Below are 26,332 nucleotides of genomic sequence, written 5' to 3'. Positions count from 1 at the left end.
ACCTAGCCTTGAGTATCAAGCAAGTGATTAGATGTTTTTAAGCTCAGTGGTAACCCTGCAGCGACCAGTGTGACGCGTTCAACTGCGCGAGCCAATGCTTGGTTCATTCGCCCCGCATTGTCGACAAACAAGCGCGACACTTTACCCAGAGGTACCACACCTAAACCGACTTCGTTAGAGACCATGATAATTTGCGCTGGGCTTTGCTCTACGCTTTTGACCAAGGCTTCAACCACTGCTTCCACTTGTTCATTAGTCGCGTCATCACCCAGTTCAAAGATGATGTTGTTCAACCACAATGTTAGGCAGTCGATCAGCACCACATCATCTTGATCAAAAGACTGCAGTTTCGAGGCTAACTCGACGGGTACTTCATGCTCAATCCACTGCTCGCCACGACGTTGTTGATGGTGCGTGATTCGTTCTCGCATTTCATCATCAAGATATATCGCTGTCGCAATATAATTGAGGCGTCCATTTGAACATGCTTCAAACGCACATAATGCTTGTTGCTCTGCAAAACTCGACTTGCCAGAACGAGCCCCGCCCAATACCAGATGGCTGTTTCGCTGACTTGCTTGATTAATTTGATTAGCTTGAATAGTTTGATTTGTGTTTGTCATAGGAAACCGTTATAGAAAGCCATTGTAAAATGCAGTAATGAATACAAGGTAAATCAGTAACTCCATCAACTGTTGAGCGGCCCCCAAGCAGTCGCCTGTAAAGCCGCCAATTCGAGCCGTTAACCACTTTTTGAAACCAGTTCTGAACAGATAAGCGACGACAGATAAAACCAAAGCGAATTCAAGACCAAACCACAGGCTTGGCAGAACGCCAACAAGCAATAGAAAGACAAGTTCGCCCCTAGTTTGCTTATTGGCCAATGGCTTACTTTTACTGGTATCTAAATCGCTGACATAGGGCATGTCATAGATAAGTGACGCAGCAATTGCACGGCTAAAGGTATAACTGGTAACGATAACCATAAACAAGGCTGTCATGTTCACCAGTTCATTCAATAGCACCCACTTGCCAAGCAGAGCCATAGCCAGTGCAGACGCGCCATAAGTGCCAATTCGGCTGTCTTTCATAATGGTCAAACGGCGTTCTAAGGTCATGCCGCCGCCAATACCATCCGCCATATCGGTTAAGCCGTCTTCATGAAAAGCACCAGTGAGCATCAAGCTAAAACTGATCATCAAAAAGATCGCCACCGCACTCGGCAATATGGCATCAAGTAGCAAGAACACACCGCCACAAAGAACACCAAGTAACAAACCAACCGTTGAAAAGTAGCGCCCAGAACGATTCATTCGCTCTGATGAATAGGGCGTGTTCTTCGGCATTGGCAAACGAGAAAAGAAGCCCATTGCCAGCGCAAACAGCTCCCACTGATAAGTAACTCGGCCTTTCAACGATCTTTCTGATGCATCACTCATTAAACAGTGACTCCAGCACTTTCGAAGCTCGCCATGTTGTTATAGAACTCGGCTGCCGCACGAATAATGGGCATAGCTAGCGCAGCACCAGTGCCCTCACCTAGTCTCAATCCAAGATCGAGCAGTGGCTCAGCGTCTAGCAGTTCTAATAGAATTTTGTGCCCTGACTCTTCAGACCGATGAGCGAAGATCATGTAATCACGGCAATTCGGTTCAATTAAAGTCGCGACATACGCTGCAACCGATACGATAAAACCATCGACTAATATTGGTGTTCTGTTCTGGTAAGCGCCAAGAAAACCACCGACCATTTGAACGATCTCATAGCCACCGACTTGTGCCAGTACCTCTTTAATATCTTTAAGCTTTTTCACTCCTTTAAGCTTTTTCACTCCTTTAAGCTCTAAACCTTTGCAACGTGCGACACCTTGCTCAACCACAGCCACTTTACGTGCAAGCTGTTCATTGTTGATGCCAGTGCCTAGGCCGACACACTCCGCTGCAGCACGATTCGATAATGCACTTAAGATCGCTGATGCGCTGCTGGTATTACCGATGCCCATTTCACCAAACATGATGATATTGGTGCCATTCGAAATGCTTCTAGATACAAGCTCTGTACCCAGTTCAATGCCACGTTCAACCGTTTCTAAACTCATTGCCGCTTCATTGGCAAAGTTATTGGTTCGCGTACCCAAGCGCTGAGAGATCAACATGTCACTGTCAGATTCCACAGGCAACAATATCCCAGTATCGACTACCGTGATATCGATATTATTCACCGCACAGAAGCAATTGATCGCCGCGCCACCGCTTAAGAAGTTCAACACCATCTGCTGTGTGACGGCACTTGGAGCAATACTCACGCCTTCATCTGCTATGCCATGGTCGCCAGCAAAAATGATGATACTTGGCTTATTCAATTCGATGTGTTCAACCGCAGCTTCTTTGCCTTGGCTCTGAATCAATGCCAATTGATGTGCGACTTTTTCTAGTAAGCCAAGCGCACCGAGTGGCTTGGTTTTTTGGTCAATTCGGTGTTGGATGAACTGCGAGTATTGGGTATCTAACATAGTTTTTAAAAACGCTTATTCTGGGTACGTTAATTTAGGATTGGCTATTTTGGGCGACCAACAGAGAACACATTAGAAAGCGTCGCGTATTCACCGCCACCAAGTCGAGACAGTGGGTCCAATGCCAACGCATCAACCTTAAGACGTTCACTCTCTTCATCGATCACATCTTCGGAAATGTACACGGTTTCGACTTGAGCAAAGATAAGGCTTTGTGGCACCTCTCCAACTTCTTTTACTTCGTACAAGGTACAGCCAAAAGCGACCGCGCACTCTTTTACTCTTGGTAAAGAAAAGCCTTCAAATTCAACCAGCTCAATATCATTCGCGGTGACTTCAGAATCACCATGATCAAGAGTGGCTGCTGTTGCTGTCATTGTTTCGGCAGAACTTGAAGAAGCAATGTGAATCACTAGCTTACCCGTTTCAAGGGCATTACGGGTGGTATCTTTGATTTCCCCCGATGGCTTCTTCCCAACCGATAACATCAGTAACGGCGGATTGCTGGAAACAGGCGTGAAATAAGAGAAAGGCGCGAGGTTGTACTCTTGGTCAGAAGATTCCGTCAATGCCCACGCAATAGGCCTAGGCACAACAGTTTGTGTCATCAGGTGATAAATCTGAGTAGGAGCAAGAGTATCAAGCTTGAGGTTCATAGCACGTCCTTGGTCTATGTGAATTACGACTCAGTTTACGTGTTAAGCAATGCTGTATCTATGCCTAATCAATAGAAACCGTAGAGAGTGTTCTTAATTTAAACAGATCTCGCTGAGTTTTTCTCAAATTGACAATCAAATTGACGAACCCTAAAACACAAACAACACTGATAATAGATTTATCAATAACTTACATTTTGGCATCGTTTATGCTTTATCTAAAGTACTTATTAATCTCTCCATTGATAAGTACCCATACAGTGAATGACCACAACACTGACGCTACACAAAGAAAGACAATCGATTGAAAGACAAAACAAAACAACGATTTAGGAGGTGTAATGATTCCAAATTCAAGTAAAAGAAAACCAAATAAATCAAGTAAGAAAACCAGCAAAAAGGTAAGGAAAATCCCACTATCCTTCACCTAGAGAGCAGCAAAGTAAGTAACAAAGCCCGTCGCCCAGCGGGCTTTGTTATTTTTAACATCTTAGTTATGTTTAACGCCGTACTTATGCGTCAAGCCAAACTAAATCATCTCTTTTTCCATAAACAGGTGACTCCCCACACACTACTGACCACTCGTTTAACAAACTTTTATTCGCTTAAAATTCAAACACTGTTTATATTAAACAAGCACTTGTGGAGTGAATAAGGGATTAGAATGAGCATTGCTGGAGACAAAACATCGGTTGTTGTGGCTGGTGCAACAGGGCTAATTGGTCATCATGTGATGAGGCAGCTCATTGATGAGCCCGCGGTCGACAATATCTATGCGTTATCCCGAAGATCACTCCATGCACAATTTGACTCCAATAAACTCCACACACTCATTCATAATGACCTGCAAGTCACGAATTGGGATGATACGAATGCGACGCCTAAACTTGGCGTTATCTGCTTAGGTACGACTAAGAAAAAGGCAGGATCAAAAGAAGCACTTCGCAAAGTCGATGTTGAATTGGTTAGCCAGGTTGCACAGTCGATGAAGTTTCTTGGGGTACAACGCGTTGCCGTTGTTTCGAGCTATGGCGCTTCACCAGATTCTTATTCACACTACCTTCGTTGCAAAGGGCAAATGGAGCAAAACTTAAAACGTATTGGCTTCAAGCAGCTTTTCATCGCACGTCCGGGGCCGCTGGTTGGTGAACGTGATGAACCAAGAGCCGATGAAAAACTCCTGCAAAGCATCTTTCCTTTAGTCTCTCCCTTTATGTTTGGTCAGTTCAAAAACCTACGCCCTATTCAAGCGGAAGACGTAGCGAAGGCAATGTTGTTCCGATTATTCGAAAATAATTTTAAAAATACCGAAATTTACTCGTCAAGTGACATGCTCAATTTATTGGCAAAATATCGCTAAAAAGCTCACCTATTCATCACAATGTTGAATATCCACCCATCCCATTGAGTGGATATTACTAATCGTTCTAATAAATTACTTTTCCTTATTTTACGTTTTGTAACAGAACGTTATTTTAGCAGCAGTACTGACACCTATACATCTAGGTGCTTAATTGATTTAGAGCTATTCATAAGGAAAACAAATGTCATTTTCAGCTATCGCTGCCTTAGCGGTATTCACTGGTATCCTCTTTTTTCTCTACGGACAGCAGAAAAAAGAAAACACACTTTCTCGCCTCGTTTTACTCGGTTTAGTTTTTGGTAGTGCATTTGGCCTTGGTCTACAGCTGCTATTTGGTGAAGGCAATCCCATCATCAAAGAGACACTAGACTGGGTAAACATCGTTGGTCGTGGTTACGTTGGATTGCTTAAAATGGTAATCATGCCATTAGTCTTGGTTTCAATGATTGCGGCTGTAGTGAAGCTTGAAAAAGGCGGTTCACTGGGCAAGATTTCTGGTATCACTATTTCAGTATTACTCGCAACAACAGCGATCTCTGCGATTGTTGGTATTGCAGTGGCTCAAGCATTCGGCCTTTCTGCTGAAGGCTTAACAGAGGGCGCGCGCGAAACAGCTCGTATTGCAACACTAGAAAGCCGCATGGGAAGTGTTTCAGACCTAACCATTCCACAAATGCTGGTTAGTTTCATTCCGACTAACCCGTTTGCAGATCTAACGGGCGCTCGCTCTACGTCTATCATTGCGGTTGTTATCTTCGGCGTTCTAACAGGTATTGCTGCTCGTAAAGTAATGGCTGAGAAAGAAGAGCTAGAATCACCGATCCGTACTTTCGTTGACGCTGCGCAATCTATCGTTATGCGCTTAGTTAAGATGATTATGGCACTCACGCCATACGGCATCGCTGCGTTAATGGCGAAAGTTGTAGCAACATCAAGTGCTTCTGACATCCTAAGCTTACTGGGTTTCATCGTTGCTTCTTACGTCGCAATCATCCTGATGTTCGTCGTTCACGGTGTGTTGGTCTCTTTTGTTGGTGTAAACCCGAAAGAGTACTTCCAAAAAATCTGGCCGGTCCTAACGTTCGCTTTCACTTCACGTAGTTCTGCTGCAACGATTCCACTGAACGTTGAAGCTCAAATCACTAAGCTAAATGTGCCACCAGCGATTGCTAACCTATCTGCTACTTTCGGTGCGACGATTGGTCAGAATGGTTGTGCGGGTATCTACCCTGCAATGCTAGCAGTCATGGTTGCGCCTACGGTTGGTATCGACCCAATGGACATCAACTTCATTCTGTCTCTAATTGCTATCATTACAGTGAGCTCATTCGGTATCGCGGGTGTGGGTGGCGGTGCAACATTCGCGGCACTTATCGTGCTACCCGCTATGGGGCTTCCAGTAACGATTGCAGCACTGCTTATCTCTATCGAACCACTTATCGATATGGCACGTACAGCGCTTAACGTATCTGGTGCAATGACAGCGGGTACGATCACAAGTCGCCTATTGGGTAAGAAAGACAAGCAACAGGATCTAGAACAAGCGAACGCTTAATGGATTCATTAACTTGAGTCTCTTTAAACAAAAAAACCGATGCACATGCATCGGTTTTTTATTATCTGTTGTATCTAGCTTCAGTTACTTCACAAGCAACAGCGCTTAGAGCACTCGTTGGATCACTTTTTCGGCGAGCGCTTCATCGTCATCTTCACTCAATCCGCTGATGCCAATTGCGCCAATCACCTGCCCCTTTATCTCAATGGGAACACCGCCTTTAAAGCCAGTGATCTTTGAGTCGGTCCAGTAACTTAAGTCTTTACCAGTTTCTCTCGCCCAAACACCTAAGTTACCACTTGGCTGCCTGTCTCTTGCAGACGTATAAGCTTTGTTCTGTGCTAACAACCCGGCTTGTACGCTCACATTATCCATGCGAATAAACGCCAATAACTCTCCGTGCGTATCACACACGCTCACCGCAATTGCTTGTTGATGATGCTCAGCAATATCGAGAGCGTTAGACACCAACTGTTGTGCGATCTTTTGATTCAACATGTTCATTCCTTATGGCAGTGCTTGACCACGTGAGTACACGTATAAGTTGTACCACTCTTCACGAGACAGACTTATCTGAGTCGCTACTGATGAAGCTTTGATTCGCTCTAGGTTTGTGGTGCCAATAACAGGTTGGATACGAGCAGGGTGACGAAGCAAAAATGCCAACACAATCGCTTCACTTTCTACCCCATATTGGTTCGCTAACTGAGCCACGTAGTGCGCCGTCTTTTTCACGTTTTCATGTTCTGAATACAAACCTTGCTCAGCAAATCGACCTTGTGCCAAACAGCCCCAAGCTTGCAGTTGGATGTTATTCATTTGGCAATGTTCTAGTGTGCCTGCGGCGAAATCTGATTGATGATGCCCTTGCGAGTTAATCATCACCCCATCATTCAACCAATCCAGCTTGGTTAAGCTCATCTCAATTTGATTCGCGACAATGGGCTGCCCGAGCGCAGATTGTAGGTACTGAATTTGGTGGCTGTTCATGTTCGACACACCAAAGAAATCGACCTTACCTTGCGCTTTTAAGTGCTCTAACACTCTTGCCAGCTCATCAAGTTCCATCAGAGGATCAGGACGATGTAATAGCAGCACATCGAGTTTTTCAGTATTCAATCGGTTGAGAATACCGTCTACCGATTGGCTTACCCAATCAGCCGAGAAATCATAACGACCAACATTGCCCTCACCTTCAAAACGAATCCCACACTTAGATTGAATGAACATCTGCTCTCTCAGTTCAGGCGCTTGTTGTAATGCTTGACCAAAGGCTTGCTCGGCTTTGCTGAAGGTATAGATGTCCGCATGGTCGAATAAATTAATACCCGATTCTAATGCTGTGTCGATTACGCTTCGTGTTTGAGCAACATCCGCACTTGTCACTAGATTATCATTCCAGCCACCACCTAACCCCATGCAGCCATAGGCAACTTGGCCGACATTCGGCAAATAATTTGATAACGGGATACTCTTTTTCTCATTCGTTTTGTTTGTAGATTCAATGCTGTTCGTCATATCGATTCTCGCTTAGAAGATTTGCTGACCAGAAATATGCCTCTATCATATTGTTCTTTTTAAAAAACAGAATATGCTAGTTACGAAATGATTGTTTGATATGACGAACAATAGATAGGTAGGAACGCGCAAATGAACGAACACAAAAGAATAGAACGACTGATCCTGTTTGTAGAACTTGCTCAGCAACTCAACTTTACCAAGGCAGCCGAAAAGCTCGGTATCTCTAAGAGCTACCTTTCTGAGCAGATCAAACGTTTAGAGAACGACTTACAGTGCCCGCTTTTGGTCAGAACCACACGCAGTGTTCGTTTAACCCAAGAAGGCGACCGCGCGTTACAACAAGGCTTAGAGATTCGCTCGCAAGTCTTACAGCTTGAACGCAGCGTTTCGGAGCAACATGACATCGTAAAAGGTCTATTACGCCTCACTGCGCCAAAGATGTTTACTGAGGTATATCTATTCGATATCTGCCAACAGTTTAGGCAACAATACCCTGAGATCCGCTTCGAGATAAACAGTAGCTACACCAACTTTAATCTCAACCAAGATGATATCGATATCGCGTTTCGCGCCACCAATACGCCACCTGACAACATGGTGGCGAAACACTTGATTAGCTATCAGCATGATTTAGTCGCGACTCCCGGCTATCTTGATCAATTTGGCCGCCCCAACAATGCCAACGACTTAAATGACCATCAATGCTTAGCAACGCTGCACCAAACCGAGTGGCCTTTAAAATCGGCAAATATTGATGTGTCCGGCTGGCTTTCAAGTAATGACAACCACTTACTTAAGCAACAAGCTATGGCGGGCAGTGGCATCATCCGTATCGCAAGTTATTACGTCGCAAAAGAGGTCGAGCTTGGAGAATTAGAGCGAGTGCTGCCTGATGAATGCCTGCAACAAGGCAACAGTATTTATCTTTTCTATCCGCAAGTTATTTATCCTGCAAAGAAACACCAAGTGTTCGTTAAATTTGTTCAGCATTACTTTGAGAGCTTGATAATTTAAGAGCTTGAAAACTGGAGAGCTAGATCATTTAAGATCTTGAAGATTTGGTAGTTTAAGAATATGAAAGCTGAGTTAACGAGTTGAAAAAACGGAAACCGATGAACAGATAGATCAAATAACACGAAATAAGGTTTAAATAACTTTCTTGATTTATATACCTATATTTAGAATGGGATTATCGAACAATAATAAAGCGATTTTTTTCGAATGCTCTCATCGATGATTGTTCTTGATAGAAAGAAATCGTGCATTTGTTCAATAATACAATGAGTTATCTATGAATGATTAACATAACTGATATATGATGCACCGCTTCAGTATGTCACATCATCTTGGCACCAGTTCGATAACAGGATCCTCATGAGCTTTATTATATTATTACTTCTTCTGCTATTCGTAGGCTTTACACGTTTACTTGAGTGGCGAAAAACCTCTCTGTTTTTATCTCTTGTTCTTATATCGTCATTTGTGTTGATTGGTTCAGGCTTAATTCCTCGTTACTTACTGAACGACCTACAAGCCGATTACGAAAGTAAGCCTGATATCCAATGGTCTGACAATAACGCTATTGTTCTTCTGGGTGCGGGAACGCAGTTAATTAAAAGCACGCAAGAGTTCGAGCCAGCCTTTTTCTCTTTCGGCAGAATCAACGAAGCGGCAAGCCAATATAAAGATTGCGCCAAAACCCAAACCACATGCGCAGTTATCATCAGTGGTGGCGATGCACAAAATAATGGTGTAACTGAAGCAGAAGTTTATCAACAACAATTGCTGAGACTTGGCGTTCCAATACGTGACATCATTCAAGAGCCAAATAGCGTAAACACTTGGAAGAATGCACAGCTCACTAGTGACCTAATGAAGCATCATAAATTCGATAACATTGTGTTAGTTTCGTCTGGCCTGCATATTCGTCGCAGCGAGCTCTACTTCAACCACTTCGGCTTAAATGTTATTCCAGTAAGAGCCGATTATATGGCAGCTCAAGTTTCGTGGTTGCCACTATGGTACAACTTTGCGGTCACAGATTTTGCTTTGCATGAACAGATAGGCTTTGCTCGTTACAACATCTACAACTTTATGGGTTGGAACAGTAAACGCGAACAGCCAGGTGATGCTTAAACATGTTCAATTGAGTTAACTAGAGCCATATAAAACAAAGATGCAGCAACAACCGAAAGGTTATTGGCTGCATTTTTTGATCCTGCCTATCACAACACCATTTCTTATTCTCATTTACGTCTGTTCTTGCCGTTCGGCAACCATTCCTGCTAGCTAATCACTCAGCCAATTTTCCAAATAGCAGGCTACGAAAATATAAACGTTCAACAATCAACCACCTAATATTTTGATAGTTGAAACTAATTGAAAACAATCGCAATAACCCTTTATAAAACAACAATCCAATCAACATAACTAGCTGATAATTATAAGTATTTATTTTCAATTCATTTCAGTATTTTTGGCATTGTTTTATATGACAGAGTACACCCCGCTAGTAACCCTCGGCTTTAAATAATATCAATAAAATCTAATAACTCGATTCTAATAAAAATAGCCAAATAATGGCATTTAGGAACTTATTAATGATTAACGTCAGTAGAACCATTCTATTTAGCACTGCCCTATCGGTAATCTCTTTTACTGCTCATGCGAAGATATACTCAGACCAAATCGTCTTAGATAAACTTGGAGAAGATATCTGTCGTTTCGACTATCGCGCTCTCAACAATTCAGAAGCTCAAGAACATAAAACAGCACTGATATCCCGTATGAATGTTTGGGACGTTGTTGGCCTTCAGCATGATTGGGTGATCATGGGCTCCGGCTATCATGGCCTCATTAAACCAGGTCAACCAAGCGACAAAACCTGGTGCTACCCCAATACACCAGAAGCGGGCTTGCCATACTACGAAGCACAAGCTATTCAAGAGAACAGTAACCTTGAAGTTCAACGAGCTTTAGTCAATGACGACACGAACTTTATCAGGCCGCTAAGTTACTTAGCTCACAGTCTTGGGTACGCTTGGGTTAGCGGTAATAACGGGCGTTACGTCGGTCAAGATATGGCAATAAAACCGCTTAACAATGGTTGGGAGATCAAAGGGAATAACAATGGAAGCTGTACCGGTGAGCGTTGTAATGAGAAGACAACCATCACTGTCGATAACTTCTCTTACGTACTCGATAACACTGCGTTTTGGCACGGCTCGGTAGAAGAAACTAACCAAGAGCTGGTCAACACCCTTACAGCTTATGCTATTAACAAGACTGATCAGCCGAAACAAATCGTCGTTGACCTTCATTTTAAGCAATCAACACAATGGAGTAAAACACAGCGCTTCGACCTTGCTGATTCAGTCGTCATTGATGAGACCTTTCATTGGCCGCAAGTTCGAAAAACAGAGGTAAGAGTCGTGCTAGAAGAAGGCCAGCGCTTCTCTGATACCAACAGTGGCTCTCGCTTTGAGCCGACTGACCTACAAGCCATCATCACTGTACCAGCGAACTCAGTACTTCCCTTTCAGGTTGAGTTCTTGCGCTCTACCATTTCATACCCATACCGTATCAAAACGAGCATGAGTTACGACGTGAACTTCACAGGTTTCCTCCGTTATAGCGGCAATGCGCTAAGCTCCCACCCAACAAACCGCCCTACTGTCTCGCACACCTTTACGATGGGCACCAACAGCGAAAAGCAAGCCAATATTCGCTACCAATGGGACCATCGCTATATACCTGGTGAAATGAAATGGTGGGACTGGAGTTGGGTAATCAACACAAATGGGCTGAGTAGCATGCAATATGCCGCAGGTGCCAGTGTGCGTCCGTTCTACTCTCACGTGTCTGGTCAATTCAGTGCTGAATCTCAATATTCAGGGATGATAGATATCGGCGCTGAGCATTCTGTTGATTCATTTAATGCCATGACACTTTCAGGCGATTACACAACCTACTACGCGGGTGACATCGAAGTTCTGACTGACTTCGACCCTGCAGCCCTAGCAGAACTGGGTTATAACAGCGCTCAGCTAACGCTTACCCCAATGCAGAAATAACCCCATAGAAAGTGTCATCTGTTATTCCAAGCCCATTGCGCCTGCTCTGGGCTTGATTCGCCTTATATTCTCTCGGTCGAACATCTGCATTGATGCCTAGGTATTCACTCTCTGAATCGTTTTTCACTGACTTAAAAGTGAAATCATAACGACACACTAATTTGCGTAACTTAAGGTGCAAATAGGCAATTAGATTACAGTGCCTATCAGGAGGATGTATGAAACCAAATAGATCTACGGGACTCACTGGACATATAAGACATTGCCCATGTTGTTCTACCGAACTGGTCATCAAAGACCACATTCACGTTTGCCCGCGCAATGAAATTGGCGACTGTTACTTCGATGGCTATGACCAACACGAACAGCGCGCTAATACCGATTTTATCGAGCATGCAAGTGCCAATGGTAGCCTTGTTTACGGCATGTCAGAACATTAAGCGTTATTCAAGATTTGTTGAAGTCATTTCGCGCAAAAAAAAATGCAGCGCCAATCGAGTGATTGTTCGCTGCATTCTTAGATCCTGTAAACTTAGCTAGCCATTAGAATGGAGCTAGGTAAAACGGATTACCACATTAGATCATCAGGGATCACGAAGTCTTTGTACGGGTCATCTTCGTCTACTTCATCAGAGCTTGAAGCTTGAGTATCAACGATAGATTCTTCATCACGCATCGCGATCTTGTTCGCTACCGCAGTAGGAATAACAACATAGCTTTCGCCTTGACGCGCGATACTTAGAATACCTTTACTTAGTTGCTTTTGAGTCAGGTCTTCTACGTAAAGGTATTTAACTAGCGTACCATCGGTGAAGTTGTATTTGATCTCACCATTCTTCTGTTCGATCTTGTTCATCTCAATCAGTTGCTTCACTTGAGCTTTAATTTCTTTGCTCAACTGCTGTTCTTTCAACTGTTGGTTTAACTCTTTGTCTTTCGCTTGCTGCGCCAGTTTAGTTTCTTCTGCTGCCGCTTTTGCTTCACGAGACTGAACGCGAGACTTTTTAGAGCCTTTTTTCGCCTTCTTTAATTTTTTCTCATTTACCAAGCCAGCTTTAAGCATTTGCTCTTGGAGTGTTAACTTTGCCATGACTTTCCCAGTTCAGGATTAAAAACGACACTATCATACCTGTTTTTGAGGAATCTGTTTACTGAACAATGGCAAAATTTTTGCTGATAGAGCAAGGCGGTTAGCGTTATTCCTTATCGTGATTCACAGCATCCATTTCTGGTTATTTACCGACCTATGATTTCCACGAAAACAACCACTAATGACTTACCCTCAAACCCAAATCGTTCCTCTATTTGTTAGCGTGCGCGCGTATCACTTATCATTCCGACAAAGCAATATGTTAATTATCAATGAGTAATCGAATTTATAAAACCATGGCATATATCTAATATTTGGATAATTCTGATAGAGTTATAACTCCAATGTCATAACTCTTTACTACGTTATTCTTTAAACCAATCAGTAAGGATAACGTGAAAATGAAAACTCAATGGACTTGCCTGAGTGCATTACTTGCATCAGCTTCATTCATTTCAACCTCGGCTATTGCAGATACCGATGTGTACCTGACCAATAACACTAGCCAAGTAATGACGATTCAAACCAATCACACAGGTACTGACCAGCTTCAATTCGGTGATGAGTGGCAACAGCATGTTGAACAGATTGGCCCTTGGGAGACGAAGAAGCTGATCAGTTTCAATCGCTGGACTGGTGTGAAATCTGGGAAGACCTACGAGTTTGACACTGTAGTATCGAACGCTGTGGGAGAGAGTGTCACGCTCAACCAAACCATGAAAGGTCATTGGTACAACTCGACACTGCAACATGGTTTAAGTGCCGCAGACGTCAACCTAACGCTGCATGACGATCGTAATATTCATCGCAGCACAACCGATGCATTCGGGGCCAATGCAGAGCTTGCACTTAAAGCCGATTCTACGGCGCGCTACGATGATATTTATTACACCATCACCCCAACCAAAGTAGATGAGCAACCAGAGCCGGATGCCAATACACTCAAAGTCATGACCTATAACATCTGGGCGCTGCCTGCCATCGCTTCGCATATTGGTGACCGCTACGATCTTCTCCCTCAATATGTAAAAGGCTACGACGTGTTGGCGCTACAAGAGGTGTTTGCTAACGGCAGAGATGAATTCTTGCGTGAACTTGCAAAAGAATACCCGTACCAAACCAAAATGCTCGATAAAGATGGGATTAACATCTATGACGGTGGCGTGGTCATTGTGAGCCGCTACCCTATTGTCAACGAAGCGCAATACGTGTTCCCTGATTGTACAGGCACAGATTGTTTCGCTGATAAGGGCGTGAATTACGCTGAGGTCATCAAAAATGGTCAGGCTTACCATGTGTTTGGCACTCACACCGCGTCGTTCGATACGGATACCGCTCGTGACTACCGACAGCGTCAATTTAAACAGATGCGTCAGCTTGCTCAATCTCTGAATATCCCAGCATCAGAAACGGTGGTATACAGCGGTGACTTCAACGTGAACAAGCTGAAGTTCCCAGGCGACTACCAACAAATGTTCGCTAACCTGCAGGCTGATGAACCACAATATTCAGGTTACACCGCGTCTACCTTTGACCCACGCATCAACAACTTTGCGGGCGAACCTATGTCTGGCGGGGAAAACGTCGAATACTTGGATTACGTAGTGGTGAGTTCGGAGTACGCACAAAAAACTCACAACAATAACCGCGTTGATGTTCCTCGCTCAACAAGCAGTAAGTTATGGAAGCACTACAACCTTTCAGACCACTTCCCTGTTAGCGCTGTCATCAAGTAACTCGGTGAACCAATAATGCATCGAGTTATATTAATCCTAATGCTCGTCTTAACGGCGAGCATTATTGGCTATTCGTGGTCCTCAAAAACGAACGAAACACCGCTATCTTCTGCTCAACACACAGAAGCTAAGCCGCATGTTTCTACGACAACTGAAGATGATAATTCCACACCAACGGCAACCGTCAGTTCGGAAAATGCAGCATCGCAGAACAAACAAGCCGAAGCAGAATCATCGGGCGGAGAAACGCATGTTGAAAACTTAAGCGAACTTGAAGGTAAAGCTCTATTCGATGAACTCGATGGGTTCTGGGCGCTTTGCCAACAACGCGATGACTGCGCAGAGCAACTCGCACGATTGAAATCAGAATTGCCGAGTATATGGTTTGAGTTACTGAGCGACTATCCGCAGCTATCAGTCGACTGGCAATTAGCCCAAAGTACCATCCCACTTGAATCCATAGAGACTCTTGAAGATCGTGTTGCCTTATTCAAGCAGTCTGCACAGCAAGTATGGGGCGAGTTGGCCCACCAGCTATTCGCAGACCAGTTTGCGCATCTAGATTTTACGCTCGACGCAAACACCCTTAAAGAAAACGAAGCGAGCCAGTTTTTGGCCAACTATCAAGGTTTGCTTAGTGAATGGCAAAACAATACGGACACGTTAAACGCCGAAACACAGCTTCAAAAATATGAATTGGCAGTCTCTTTGATACCCAGCAGCTATAGCCCTGCTGAGATAGTATCAGTCAAAGCGGACCTTCAAGAGACCTACTTAGATGAAACTGAGGCCAATAACATTGCCGCACGAGAACAACAAGTCGCGCAACAGCAACAAACAGTGATGACTTACCACGAGCAACTGGATCAGCTCAAAGCGACCTTAGGCTCTCAGCGTTCCTCAAGTTATGCCACTTGGACTCAACAAGATTGGGACAGTTACTATCAGCAGCAAGTATCCGATTTCAGGGAGCAGTTTTTTAGCAAGTAACGCTTTAACTTAAACCGTTACGGAACTGCGCAGGCGTTTTATTGAGCCACCCTTTAAACGCCCTTCTGAAGTTTGCAGGATCGCTATAACCGAGCCTTTCACCGATGTCATCAATGCTCATGGTTGTGCCGAGTAACAGCTCTTTGGCCAGTTCCACTCGAACTTCGGTAAGCAATAATTGATAGCTGGAGTCATTGGTCACTAGCTCTCTCCTGAGCGTACGAGAGCTACAACCAAACTCTTCTGCGAGTTGTTCAATATTCGGGAAGCTACCTGCAGTTTGATAAAAGATCGTTTTGATCTGGTTAGTCAACAAATGTTCCGAGTCCAACGTTTCCACTATCGACTGGCAAGACGCGAGATAGCGCTTCAGTGTCGCGGCATCATGAGTCAATAAGGTTTGTGACAAAACAGAAGCATCAAAACGCAGTTCACAATGGTTTTGTTCAAAAATCACCGGGCACTGGAAGCGGCTGTCATAAAGCTTGGCGCAATTGGGACGAGCATAAGGAAAAGCCAGAGTGTTAATAGCTAAATCATAACCAGTCAGTTCTTTGAACAAAGAGACAATTGAACTCAAGAAATACTCACTGCAGAAAGGAAGCAGTTCTCCCACTTCCAAGGTGTTCTCAATCTGAATCACCGCTTGCTCGGAATCTAGAAACAATTTAACCGAGAAGATAGGACCATTCAGGCGCAAGTACTTGAAGCCCGACTTGATGGCCTCCCCGACATTTTGACTGGTTGATAGCGCATAACCCAAAACACCAAAGTGGCTCAGACTTGCATGCTCTCCCAACCAAAGACCTAGACCATCGTGAGGAAAACTCTGATTAGCCGCGCTAAACAACGCAAGTTTATCAGCGTAAGTCAGCTTTCCATTCGGGTCTCGCCAATCCTTGGTTTCTAAACCCACATCCATGAGTAACCTTTCAATATCGCTACCTCGTTGCTCTAAGGTATTCAACAGCAACGCGATATCTAATGTGCCCAACTGATGCCGATGTCCGGTTGGCTTATACTCCGCGATAATCTCCAATCGTCTCTCCTTATATCGAGCCCATTCCCATAAACATGATTACTCAGCTTCAACAACACTGCTGACAAAATCGTGATTGGTAACGCGCTCTTGTCCGAATATGACCTCCCAATTCTACGCTACTCATCGCACAATGGCTTTAATTGTTAAATTTATGTGAACCATCGCAATGATAAAAACGAACCCTGCCCCACACAGTTTGATTGATTCTAATGGTCAGCCGATCATTGGACATTTCGATGGCATCCCAAAACAACTGAACATCGAGAACTTTGACTACCGAAACTCGATGGATTCAAAAGCAGGTCCTTGGCAGAAGCACTTTCACTACAAGCAATTTCAATTTGTCAGCATCGTCACCGGCACGCACATTATTGGTGCCGCTATCGCGGATATTCGCTACTTAGGTTCTGCGTTTTGTTATGTGTACGATATCGAGAGTAACAAACTAGAAGAGTGTTCATGGTTACGACCACTGGGTGTTGATAAACAAGTAACACCTTCACCATTTAAAGGAAAGACAAGCATTGCAAGCCAAAGTATGACTTTCGACATCGAAGACGGACAATGGCAAGTTCACTTGAATACCAAACTCATCAAGGCCGATATCGCTTTAAAGCCTGAAGCCGAAAGCTTGCCCATGGCGATGTGCAGCCCAACGGGGTATTCAGGTTGGACTTACACCCAAAAGCACAATGCTTTGCGCATCAGCGGTGAAATCCAAATCAAGGGAGAATCACTCGTTCTCGAACAAGCTCGTGCCGGTTATGACTTTTCAGCGGGCTACATGAGACGTGAAACTAGTTGGCGCTGGGCAAGCATCAACACGCAATCCAATGGCACAGATATTGGCCTAAACCTCGCGGCGGGCGTGAATGAAACCGGAGGCTGCGAAAACGTGTTATGGGTCAATGGAACCAGACACTTGCTTAACCCGGTACAGTTTACGTTCAGTCGCCAAGACACGAACTTGCCTTGGCAGATAACATCACAAGATGGACGTATAAACCTGGCCTTTATGCCCCTTAATAACCGCAGCGAAAAGCTCAATTTATGGCTGTTAAAGAGTAACTTTCGTCAGTTCATTGGTCACTTTTCTGGCTCGATTGAAGACAACAATGGAGTAACACATAAACTCAATGGCGCTCTTGGTCTAACAGAAGATCACTTTGCACGTTGGTAGCGAAATTCTGCTTACTGAATCACAAACGATCAAGTCTAAGCAAATTTAGTATTAAGAACGCGTATGGCTTCTCAACAAGGATAAAACATGAATATCGACGCATTAATCAATCACCCAGAATTGCTACTGTTGGTATTAGCGCCCTTGTTCGTGGTGTGCATGTTGGCTGAGTATTTTATCGGTCAGAAACAAGGTCGACTACCAGATAACTCCAGCTATAAACTTTCAGAGGTGATGTGTAACTTCACGCTTGCGGGAATGCATCAACTCTCCGATTTACTCACCGGGTTATTGGTCGTGCAGCTGTATCTTTGGATGTTCGGTTGGCACTTAATGGACATCGACATGGGAGTGCTGAGTTTTGTTGTATTGATGGTGTTACAAGATTTTTTCTATTATTGGTTCCATAGAGCAAGCCATCGTATTCGCTGGATGTGGGCCGCGCACGTCGCGCACCACAGTTCAGAACAGATGAACTTCAGTACGGCTTTCCGTCAGAGTTTGATGTACCCATTCGCAGGCATGTGGTTATTTTGGGTACCGCTCGTCATCATAGGCTTCGACCCTAAATGGGTCATCTTTGTGGTGCTTCTCAACCTTGGTTTGCAATTCTTTGTCCATACACAATGGATACGAAGCTTGGGACCACTTGAATACATCTTTAACACCCCATCACACCACCGTGTGCATCACGGCAAAAACCCGCAATACATCGATAAAAACTACGCTGGTGTTTTGATCATTTGGGATAAGTTGTTTGGTACGTTCGAACCGGAAGTTGAAACCGTACGTTACGGCGTCACCAAGCCAGTAAACAGTTTTAACCCGATAGTGGTCACCTTTCAAGAATGGAAGGCCATATTCAAAGATTTGAGGAACCGAGAGTTAACCATGAAACAGAAAGTACGATTGATACTGTCGCCTCCTTCAGACTAATCAAAACGATCGGATTTAGTACACCTTATGAAAATCAATGAGGTTGAATGTGAGGTCGCTTACCCAGAAATCGCCGTCCAAGTCGGCACCTTGCACGTATCGCTTGTCGCCCATTTCTAAAGTCACAATGTATTTGCCCGCGATGAGCCCCTCTACCATGTAAAAGCCATCGCTCTCAATCTCGCTCGAATACTCGGTGCCTTTCTGGATATGTTTAAAGTGCAGATAAGCACTGTTTTCTAGATCGCCTTCCACTGTGCCATCGACGCCAAATGACACCACCATTTCGATGTGAGCATGAGTTAACCCGACTTGCTTAGTGTTTACAAACACAGGGTTTTGAATCGGCGTGAGGTTAAGGTCGAGTGCCCCTTCATCGATATAGATAGGTAGATTATCTCGAGCCGGAACACTTGAGAATTCAAATCGGCCTTTTGCATCACTGACCGCTCGTTGGTCCAAGATTTGTAGGCTTACGCCTAGTATGGGTTGTTTGTGGTGATCGTAGACAACACCCGTCAGCTTAGAATGGTTGTATCGATTCCACTCAACAAACTCACCAATGCTTTCATCAAAGTAAGTTTTAGCACCGAATTCTGTCGTCATCTCGACACCGTATCGGTCTTCGGTTCCTTCTAGCTTAAAGAGTAAATAAGGGTTCACTCGAGCTTCTAAAGAGGCGGAAAACGAAACCTCCTGCTTTTGATAGCGAGCCGATACGTTCGTCGTGAGCTCTTGAAAAACCTCCAACGGATCTAACAGGCACTCTTTGCACGCATTTCTCAGAGACAGCTCCGTTCGTTCATGATGACCAGAGCCATCAACGGTTCCAGAAATATTCCACGACGTATCTGAGAAACCGCTTTTGGCCAAGCCAATCGTGTGTAGATAGTCTTCTTGATGAGAAGCTTTGGTGTATCGATAGTCACCGGCGTATGAGACAAACAGATTACGAGCCACTTTCGAGTTCAACTTGGGTTCAACGCTCAACTCATCTTCATCATCCCTTACTGTTAAAAAGGCCGTTAGATTGGCAAGCGACAGGTTGTATTTGAACACATCGTACTTCATCGACTCTAAGTCCAATTCATCGGTTTTATTGAGCTCTATCGATGCCGACTGATCGCCGTTGATCAAGATATCAAACTCCATTGGAAAGCGATTGAACTCAGGTAACCAACCGATATGACCCGCGAACCAATGCGCCGGTAAGTATCGTCCTTGAACGCCAATCAAGTCTTTGCCATTTTGCCTCATAAAGGCACTACCCACAGTGAAGTAATCGGCAAGCCCATATTCGAGCGACACAGCGCCAGCTCGGTCTGCACCTTCATTGCCCACCACTTGCACACCCCACTCGTTGCTTGGCAGAAATTCATCTTCTAAACCGGCAACGGTGATCTCTTCTTCCTGCCAGACACCTTTCGATAAGTAGTAGCGAAACTTGATGGTGTCACCTGGGGAAATGTTATCTTCTTCAACCACGAAGCGTCCAAACTCATCAGAGCGATAAGTGGTTTGATAAATGCCATTGACTAAAACATCGATGCTGATATTAGGTTGAGTAGTTCGTTCGAGTTGAAGGTTGCCGAACTCTGTCTGTCGCTTTCGGTTGGTGTAATAGAGCCCATCTTCGAGGGTTTGATTCACGGTAAATACGCTGCCATCTAATAACACATGGCCGACTTCCAAAGAGCCTTCACCGTCATGAGCTTCTACCGCAATGTTGTAATAAACGATGGGGTTATCTTCTCGTGAATCAATCGACAAGCGAGACAAAGAGTGTTCAGTGCTTAATATGGTGTCTGAGATTGCGTAAACATCACCGCCAGTTTCACTGTCGTGATAAACCGAAGTCGCTAACCGAGTCGCCAAACCCACAGCGGCAACAGGTTCGAAAGCTGGCGTGCTTTCAGCTCGCTTGAGATCCTCGGCCTTCTTACGTGATTCATTTTTCATCTTAGAAATAGCGGCTTCCAGTTCAGTCAATGAACTGAATTCTGGAGTAACGGTGAGCCGATAATCATCAATATCCCAACGCACTTTTGCCGGGATACAAACTTGTAAGCTGTACCAGTGAATGTAAGTTTCTGAGTCGATGACTTGATATTTGATCGACTGGATATTGTTGTCATCGCGATAACAAATGGCTTGTTCGGTATCTAAAATGTACGGAGGAGATTCTCTTCCCACATCTTGAGGCAAATACAATTCGCAATATCCGCTTTCATCACACTGACCATTCATTTCGAGCAGATAAAAAGCAGCATTGGATATCGAAATGAAGGGTTCTTCGTAGTCATCCATCATGACACGATAAAAGCTATCCCCCACTTTCCCGACTCGAACTTCAACATGGGCTGGATAGAGTTCACTCGCCTCACTTTCTGCTTTAGATTGCGAATACGCACCAAAAGGAAACAGTGAAGCGAGCAACAAAAGTCGCCAAACCATGCAATTGAACACTGGCTTTTACAGAGTCAGCGACAATGAAACGAGCACTACAGAACACATTCGTACAGAGGCTGTTCGTTCTGAACCAGTGAGATCTTTGAGCCTTTAGGAAAAGGCTTGGTTAATTCAGCATTACGAAGTAGCACCACTTTTTCGCTATGCTCATCAACATTCAATTTCGCAGTAAATTGAAAGTTACCATCGTTGCGAATCTTGATGCTTTGGTTGTCACACGCAAACTTAACATCTTGCACCTGCTCACCTTTCTGAACATAAACAGGCACATAACTGTTGATGTGAAAGTTCAGTTGAAAGGCTGAACCATCACTGTTGGTTTTGCTCGAAGACAACGCAATGTCTGATAGCTCTGCAGCTTTTGCTATTGGGGAAAACCACAAGTAAGCACGATATTCACCATCAGCCATGTCAGCAGGTAAAGCATTCATACGTAAGCGAACCGTGCGTCTTTGATTGGGTTTAAGTTCACGAATTATTGGTGGTGACACTTTAATCCAACTCGCGATATCTTCTGATTGCGCGATATTAGCGTCAGTTCGAACTAAGCCATTCGCCTTTACCGGGCGATAAATCGGTTTTATCTCCAAGCGAATCGGTTGATCTGAATTGTTTTCGACGACGATTTTTTCAGTCACCGAAGTGTCGGCGTCCAGCACAAAACGAGTCGGTGCGATGAGTAACTGAGCATAGGCTTGTGTTGTGAAGATTAAGCCGAGAACACATGAGATAAACAACTTCATTTATAATTAACCTCAAAAGGGATTGTACTGGTGTAAAGGCCTGCTGGGTGATTAGCGCCGATTTTCACTTTGGCACCAATACACAATAATTTGCTTCTTCCATTCCCTTTGATTTTGGCTCGACCTCGCTTGGATAAGCCACAACCAAAATAGAACTTTCTAATACGCAGGCGTTTGGATTTACGAGAATGGTTTAGATATTGCTTGGAAGGGAGAGAAACCACGATTTTTTTACCAGGCTCACCTTCAACATAAAAACGAACCACATAAACCTGACTATTGGATGGGTTTGAATCGGCATTCTGGCCCGACCCAGAGATATACATGCCCGGAAATTTCACTTCCATATTCTCAGGAATAATTTCTAGCGCATGAAAAGGGCTGGAGTAAATCATCAGGCCAATATAAATCGCGTATTTGAATAGAACACTCATAGTAAAAGCGGCTGCTTTATAGCAGCCACAATATTACACTGGTTTCATTTAATTACTGGTAAGTAACATCTACTGCAACGTTAGCAGTATATGTACCAGCAACTAATGTCGCACTTGAAGTACGTGCAGTACCACCAATATTAAGAGCCGCAGTACCACCGGTAAGAGTAATAGCGTTATTAAAGTCGAATTCAGCTGCAATAGTATTTACGCCGTTAACCAAGTTAGTATCAGAAATACTTACTGTTACTGCATCACCAGATTCTCCAGAAAGAGTAAATGCCGCAGCTCCAGCATCACCTTGAGCGATAACAACGTCCGTTGTGTTGTCTGAAGTGATGATACCGAAGTCAAGATCACTTGTTTTTGTCATTGTAATCGCTTGTTTTACTTCTAGTGTTGCATCAAAAGTGTCACTCACAGCGAAAACGTTCGCTGAAGAGATAGAAAGTGCAGATACAGCAACAACCTTAAAGACTTTGTTCATTTCTTTAATCCTTTATATAAAATCGGCTTTATTATTAGGGTTACCTAATAGTCAATCAAAGTTAACAATTAAGTAACAACAATCCTATTTAGAAAATATATATATTGACACTTATTTATAAAGAAATGAGGCGCAGTGAGAATAAGATCACGCAAATTGATATAAATAACACTAACAATAATAATGGTATTGGTTCATTTTCACCAATTATATATAAAACTGGTTTTACACTTAACTCCTTTATTTTTGTACGTAATTATTTCTATAAAAAGACCTTAATTAAAGTAACCCTAAAATAAAGGACAAGAATAAACCCTTATTATATTCAGGTTAACTACTATATAGATCACCGTGTTGCAATGCAGTCTCAAAAATGAAACATACTGACAATTAAAATAAACTGTAATGAAAATGAAATATTAGAGCTTTCTTTATATCCAATTCAAACACGGATTATAGAAAGTATTAAAAATGAGACAAAAATAACACTCCAGTAAAATTAACTCCGACAATCATAAATACCGAAAAATTAATTAAATCTAAGAGGATTGTATTGCGAAAAACACCTTGATTGGACAGAGCCAAGACAGGCAAGTGAAGCAGTTTAAACATCTGTGCTACGGATTAGACATCTGCGCTGCGGTTTAGACACAAGCACAGCGGATTAGCTACAGGTACAGCCGATTAGCCACCAGTCAAAAAACAACGAGATGTTTCTAATCACACAGCTTTAGAGTAAAAGACAAACAAACTCATTCGCGGTAAACCTCAAACCCGACTCATCGCCTTACAACAGCTAAGGTGAAAAGATAGGGAAAACAGAGGTACACAGGCAGAATTGTGACCATAGAAAAGCCACAATTGGATTCAAAACCTTCCCCACCGACTCGATTGAATAGTAAAGCACCGTTTTCCGGCAATTTATTTGTGATCTGGGTTGCACGCGTACCGCATACTATCAGATACTGAACAAAACTAACCTTCAGCCACAGTAAACGTTCCGCGCTTGCTGTTCAGGAAATTCAATGAGTTCAGATAATCAGCCGACCTACTTCTTTTTCGATTACGAAACGTGGGGCGTTAGCCCAGCAAAAGACCGTCCGAGTCAGTTTGCGGGTGTTCGTACCGATCAAGATTTCAATGTTATTGGAGAGCCTCTGGTTATCTATTGCCAACCTCCCGCTGATTATCTCCCTGCGCCTGAAGCTGCACTGATCACCCGTATCACACCACAAAAAGCGGCTTCACAAGGTCTTCCTGAACCAGAGTTTATCGCTAAGATCCATGCTGAGTTGGCGAAACCAAATACCACAAGCCTTGGCTACAACAGTATTCGATTCGATGACGAGGTAACGCGTTACACCTGCTACCGAAACTTCATCGACCCATATGCGTGGAGCTGGCAGAACGGCAACTCACGTTGGGATCTATTAGATGTAATGCGCGCTGTTCACGCACTGCGTCCTGAAGGCATTGTTTGGCCAGAGAACGAAGAAGGTTATCCAAGCTTCAAACTAGAACACCTATCTGTGGCAAACGGCATTGAACATGAGAACGCGCACGATGCGATGGCCGATGTTATTGCGACCATCGAGTTAGCGAAGAAGCTGAAAGCTGCACAACCTAAGATGTTCGATTACCTTTACAACATGCGTCATAAGCGTAAGCTGAATGACCTGGTTGATATTGTAAACATGACACCATTGATGCACGTTTCGGGCATGTTTGGCCGTGACTGCAACTACACAAGTTGGATTGTGCCTATGGCTTGGCACCCAACCAATCAAAATGCCGTTATCGTGGTTGATTTAGCCAAAGATCCAAGCCCACTGTTAGAACTGGACGCTGATGAACTCAGAGACAGACTCTACACCAAACGCAGTGAACTGGGTGAAGACGAGCTACCCGTACCAATTAAATTGGTTCAACTGAACAAGTGCCCTATTCTTGCTCCAGCCAAAACGCTGACGGCTGAAAATGCCGAAACCATCGGTATCGATCGTCAACAATGCTTGAAGAACTTGGCACTGCTGCGCGAACACCCAGAGATCCGCGAAAAACTGATCGGCCTGTACTCACAAGAACGAGAGTACGAAAAGAGTGATGATGTTGATACACACCTTTACGACGGTTTCTTTTCACCTGCTGATAAAACAGCGATGAACATCATTCGCGAAACTGACCCAAATAACTTGGCAGCTTTAGACATCACCTTCGGTGATGAACGTATTAAACCGTTACTGTTCCGTTACCGTGCTCGTCATTTCCCATGGACGCTCGACGAAGCTGAGCAATTGAAATGGGCGAACCATTGTCGTGAGTTTTATGAGAGCCGTTTAGAAGAGTACATGCTCAACCTTGAAAACCTCGCGCATGAACATGAAAGCGACGAGAAGAAAATGGCTATCTTGAAGTCGGTTTATCAATACGTAGAAAAGTTAGCTAGCTAATTCCATTATCAAGAGACGTAACACTTTGAAAGAAAGATTGATCCAGCTGGTTTACTGCTTAATCTCCTTCACCTTAATCATAGGTGCACTTACAGCAGGTAACGCGTTACAGCACTTTTTGGATACCTCAATCCCAGGCAGTATTTTTGGCATGTTGATTCTGTTTGCCGCCATGGTGATTGGTATTGTTCCTTCGCACTGGGTACAACCCGGTGCAAGCTTGATTATCCGCCTAATGATCTTACTGTTTGTTCCGATCAGTGTTGGGTTGATGGATCACTTCGACATGCTCATCGCGAACGCATTGCCAATTATGGCGAGCGCCGTTGGTGGCACGTTGCTGGTGTTGGTGTCCTTATCATGGTTTTTAGACCGCTTGCTTTCGAGAGGTAACTGATATGTGGATTCTACTCACCATCGTGGTATTCCTGTTTGCTCGCTGGGTAAGTCAAAAAGTAAACTCACCGCTGTGTAATCCCCTGCTGATCAGCATTGGTATCATCATTCCGATACTCACGTTCTTCAAAGTACCGTTTGAGACTTACTATGCAGACAACACCTGGATTACCTACATGCTGCAGCCTGCGGTTGTTGCCCTTGCTTATCCGCTTTACGAACAGCTACCTCAAATCAGAGCCAACTGGCGCATCATCACCTTTGCTTGCACGCTAGGTAGTGTGATGTCGATGACAACGACAGCATTAATCGCAGTGGCTTTTAAAGCGGACTTAACTTTGATTGCGAGTTTATTAGGTAAGTCAGTCACCACGCCAATTGCTATGGAAGTGTCGAGCCATTTAGGTGGTGAAGCAGCAATTGCGGCAATACTGGTATTGATTGTTGGTCTGTTTGGGGCAATTTTTGCTTACCCAATCTACAATCTCATTGGCATTAAGAGCCCTATCGCGCGTGGTTTAACCATGGGTACCGTGTCTCACGCTTTAGGTACTGCGACCTGTGCTGAAAAGAATCAGGAAGATGCTGCATTCAGTTCGTTGGCATTGGTTCTTTGTGGGGTTATCACCTCAATCATTGCACCGAGTATATTTTCGCTCGTGGTTTGGTTCTATTCTTAACCACTTTGATTACAGTTTA

At 44.0% G+C, this 26,332-nt stretch carries 25 protein-coding genes; 13 read left to right on the top strand and 12 right to left on the bottom strand.

Going from position 1 to position 26,332, the window contains the following annotated elements:
- Positions 1-2: 2 nt before the first annotated feature.
- From cobU to AC3CHU_RS07150, 4 genes are read right to left on the bottom strand one after another with little or no spacing between them, the layout of a single operon-like run.
- Positions 3-623 carry a bifunctional adenosylcobinamide kinase/adenosylcobinamide-phosphate guanylyltransferase gene (cobU, locus tag AC3CHU_RS07165; RefSeq protein ID WP_488525344.1) on the bottom strand — a complete coding sequence of 207 codons (621 nt, stop codon included), beginning with the start codon at positions 621-623 and terminating at the stop codon, positions 3-5.
- A gap of 9 nt (positions 624-632) precedes the next feature.
- On the bottom strand, positions 633-1,439 hold the full coding sequence (locus tag AC3CHU_RS07160; RefSeq protein WP_488525343.1) for an adenosylcobinamide-GDP ribazoletransferase: 807 nt from the start codon (positions 1,437-1,439) through the stop codon (positions 633-635).
- On the bottom strand, positions 1,439-2,512 hold the full coding sequence (cobT, locus tag AC3CHU_RS07155; RefSeq protein WP_488525342.1) for a nicotinate-nucleotide--dimethylbenzimidazole phosphoribosyltransferase: 1,074 nt from the start codon (positions 2,510-2,512) through the stop codon (positions 1,439-1,441). Before cobT ends, AC3CHU_RS07160 begins: the two co-directional genes overlap by 1 nt.
- A 44-nt stretch (positions 2,513-2,556) precedes the next feature.
- Positions 2,557-3,168, bottom strand: a complete 612-nt coding sequence (locus tag AC3CHU_RS07150) for a flavin reductase family protein (protein ID WP_488525341.1) — start codon at positions 3,166-3,168, stop codon at positions 2,557-2,559.
- A gap of 664 nt (positions 3,169-3,832) precedes the next feature.
- On the opposite strand from AC3CHU_RS07150, the gene AC3CHU_RS07145 reads away from it, so the two are divergent.
- Both AC3CHU_RS07145 and AC3CHU_RS07140 read left to right on the top strand, forming a co-directional pair.
- Positions 3,833-4,528 carry an NAD-dependent epimerase/dehydratase family protein gene (locus AC3CHU_RS07145; protein ID WP_171312875.1) on the top strand — a complete coding sequence of 232 codons (696 nt, stop codon included), beginning with the start codon at positions 3,833-3,835 and terminating at the stop codon, positions 4,526-4,528.
- Between the two features lie 184 nt (positions 4,529-4,712).
- Complete coding sequence (locus AC3CHU_RS07140; RefSeq protein ID WP_017077997.1) at positions 4,713-6,086, top strand: L-cystine transporter; 1,374 nt, start codon at positions 4,713-4,715, stop codon at positions 6,084-6,086.
- Between the two features lie 105 nt (positions 6,087-6,191).
- On the opposite strand, the gene AC3CHU_RS07135 is transcribed toward AC3CHU_RS07140, so the two are convergent.
- Together AC3CHU_RS07135 and AC3CHU_RS07130 are read right to left on the bottom strand one after the other, a co-directional pair.
- Positions 6,192-6,584 (bottom strand): GlcG/HbpS family heme-binding protein, encoded by a 393-nt coding sequence (locus AC3CHU_RS07135; RefSeq protein WP_488525340.1) that lies wholly within the window; start codon positions 6,582-6,584, stop codon positions 6,192-6,194.
- A gap of 9 nt (positions 6,585-6,593) precedes the next feature.
- The gene (locus AC3CHU_RS07130; RefSeq protein WP_065205372.1) at positions 6,594-7,604 is read right to left on the bottom strand and encodes an aldo/keto reductase; all 1,011 of its coding nucleotides are present in this window, start codon (positions 7,602-7,604) and stop codon (positions 6,594-6,596) included.
- Between the two features lie 132 nt (positions 7,605-7,736).
- Here AC3CHU_RS07130 and AC3CHU_RS07125 point away from each other — a divergent pair, with 132 nt between their 5' ends.
- From AC3CHU_RS07125 to AC3CHU_RS07110, 4 genes are all read left to right on the top strand, one after another.
- Positions 7,737-8,621 (top strand): LysR family transcriptional regulator, encoded by an 885-nt coding sequence (locus AC3CHU_RS07125; RefSeq protein ID WP_488525339.1) that lies wholly within the window; start codon positions 7,737-7,739, stop codon positions 8,619-8,621.
- Positions 8,622-8,981: 360 nt separating this feature from the next.
- Positions 8,982-9,743: a YdcF family protein gene (locus AC3CHU_RS07120; protein ID WP_488525338.1), complete on the top strand. Its 762-nt coding sequence runs from the start codon at positions 8,982-8,984 to the stop codon at positions 9,741-9,743.
- Between the two features lie 464 nt (positions 9,744-10,207).
- Positions 10,208-11,680 (top strand): aerolysin family beta-barrel pore-forming toxin, encoded by a 1,473-nt coding sequence (locus tag AC3CHU_RS07115; RefSeq protein WP_488525337.1) that lies wholly within the window; start codon positions 10,208-10,210, stop codon positions 11,678-11,680.
- A 218-nt stretch (positions 11,681-11,898) separates the two neighbouring features.
- Positions 11,899-12,120 carry a hypothetical protein gene (locus AC3CHU_RS07110; RefSeq protein ID WP_102427808.1) on the top strand — a complete coding sequence of 74 codons (222 nt, stop codon included), beginning with the start codon at positions 11,899-11,901 and terminating at the stop codon, positions 12,118-12,120.
- Positions 12,121-12,248: 128 nt separating this feature from the next.
- Here AC3CHU_RS07110 and AC3CHU_RS07105 read toward each other — a convergent pair whose 3' ends face one another.
- Positions 12,249-12,770 carry a DUF2058 domain-containing protein gene (locus tag AC3CHU_RS07105; RefSeq protein ID WP_004734880.1) on the bottom strand — a complete coding sequence of 174 codons (522 nt, stop codon included), beginning with the start codon at positions 12,768-12,770 and terminating at the stop codon, positions 12,249-12,251.
- A gap of 401 nt (positions 12,771-13,171) precedes the next feature.
- Here AC3CHU_RS07105 and AC3CHU_RS07100 point away from each other — a divergent pair, with 401 nt between their 5' ends.
- Together AC3CHU_RS07100 and AC3CHU_RS07095 are read left to right on the top strand one after the other, a co-directional pair.
- Entirely contained in the window at positions 13,172-14,506 is a 1,335-nt protein-coding gene (locus tag AC3CHU_RS07100) for a sphingomyelin phosphodiesterase (protein ID WP_488525336.1), read from the top strand.
- A gap of 39 nt (positions 14,507-14,545) precedes the next feature.
- Complete coding sequence (locus tag AC3CHU_RS07095; RefSeq protein ID WP_488525474.1) at positions 14,546-15,496, top strand: chromosome partitioning protein ParA; 951 nt, start codon at positions 14,546-14,548, stop codon at positions 15,494-15,496.
- 4 nt (positions 15,497-15,500) lie between these two features.
- Here the strand turns inward: AC3CHU_RS07095 and AC3CHU_RS07090 are convergent, their stop codons facing one another.
- The gene (locus AC3CHU_RS07090) at positions 15,501-16,535 is read right to left on the bottom strand and encodes an AraC family transcriptional regulator (protein WP_488525335.1); all 1,035 of its coding nucleotides are present in this window, start codon (positions 16,533-16,535) and stop codon (positions 15,501-15,503) included.
- Positions 16,536-16,704: 169 nt separating this feature from the next.
- Here AC3CHU_RS07090 and AC3CHU_RS07085 point away from each other — a divergent pair, with 169 nt between their 5' ends.
- Entirely contained in the window at positions 16,705-17,718 is a 1,014-nt protein-coding gene (locus AC3CHU_RS07085) for a DUF2804 domain-containing protein (RefSeq protein WP_488525334.1), read from the top strand.
- Between the two features lie 87 nt (positions 17,719-17,805).
- Entirely contained in the window at positions 17,806-18,654 is an 849-nt protein-coding gene (locus tag AC3CHU_RS07080; protein WP_146454685.1) for a sterol desaturase family protein, read from the top strand.
- Between the two features lie 15 nt (positions 18,655-18,669).
- On the opposite strand, the gene AC3CHU_RS07075 is transcribed toward AC3CHU_RS07080, so the two are convergent.
- From AC3CHU_RS07075 to AC3CHU_RS07060, 4 genes are read right to left on the bottom strand one after another with little or no spacing between them, the layout of a single operon-like run.
- A complete protein-coding gene (locus AC3CHU_RS07075) occupies positions 18,670-21,108 on the bottom strand; it encodes a carboxypeptidase-like regulatory domain-containing protein (RefSeq protein ID WP_488525333.1) in 2,439 nt (812 codons plus the stop codon).
- Positions 21,109-21,155: 47 nt separating this feature from the next.
- Complete coding sequence (locus AC3CHU_RS07070; RefSeq protein ID WP_488525332.1) at positions 21,156-21,866, bottom strand: fimbrial biogenesis chaperone; 711 nt, start codon at positions 21,864-21,866, stop codon at positions 21,156-21,158.
- A complete protein-coding gene (locus tag AC3CHU_RS07065) occupies positions 21,863-22,300 on the bottom strand; it encodes a DUF4402 domain-containing protein (protein WP_004734872.1) in 438 nt (145 codons plus the stop codon). Before AC3CHU_RS07065 ends, AC3CHU_RS07070 begins: the two co-directional genes overlap by 4 nt.
- A gap of 52 nt (positions 22,301-22,352) precedes the next feature.
- A complete protein-coding gene (locus AC3CHU_RS07060) occupies positions 22,353-22,787 on the bottom strand; it encodes a DUF4402 domain-containing protein (protein WP_004734871.1) in 435 nt (144 codons plus the stop codon).
- A 1,025-nt stretch (positions 22,788-23,812) separates the two neighbouring features.
- Between AC3CHU_RS07060 and sbcB the strand changes: the two genes are divergently transcribed.
- The 3 genes from sbcB to AC3CHU_RS07045 are packed head-to-tail and all read left to right on the top strand — an operon-like array spanning position 23,813 to position 26,313.
- The gene (gene sbcB / locus AC3CHU_RS07055; protein WP_054546465.1) at positions 23,813-25,237 is read left to right on the top strand and encodes an exodeoxyribonuclease I; all 1,425 of its coding nucleotides are present in this window, start codon (positions 23,813-23,815) and stop codon (positions 25,235-25,237) included.
- Between the two features lie 25 nt (positions 25,238-25,262).
- Entirely contained in the window at positions 25,263-25,634 is a 372-nt protein-coding gene (locus tag AC3CHU_RS07050) for a CidA/LrgA family protein (RefSeq protein ID WP_004734867.1), read from the top strand.
- Position 25,635: 1 nt separating this feature from the next.
- Positions 25,636-26,313 carry an LrgB family protein gene (locus tag AC3CHU_RS07045; protein WP_004734865.1) on the top strand — a complete coding sequence of 226 codons (678 nt, stop codon included), beginning with the start codon at positions 25,636-25,638 and terminating at the stop codon, positions 26,311-26,313.
- The last annotated feature ends 19 nt before the right edge of the window (positions 26,314-26,332 follow it).

Source organism: Vibrio sp. QJM3NY_39 (genome assembly GCF_057785895.1).
Note: the sequence above shows the minus strand (reverse complement) of the source record. Positions and strands in the feature narration are given on the sequence as shown.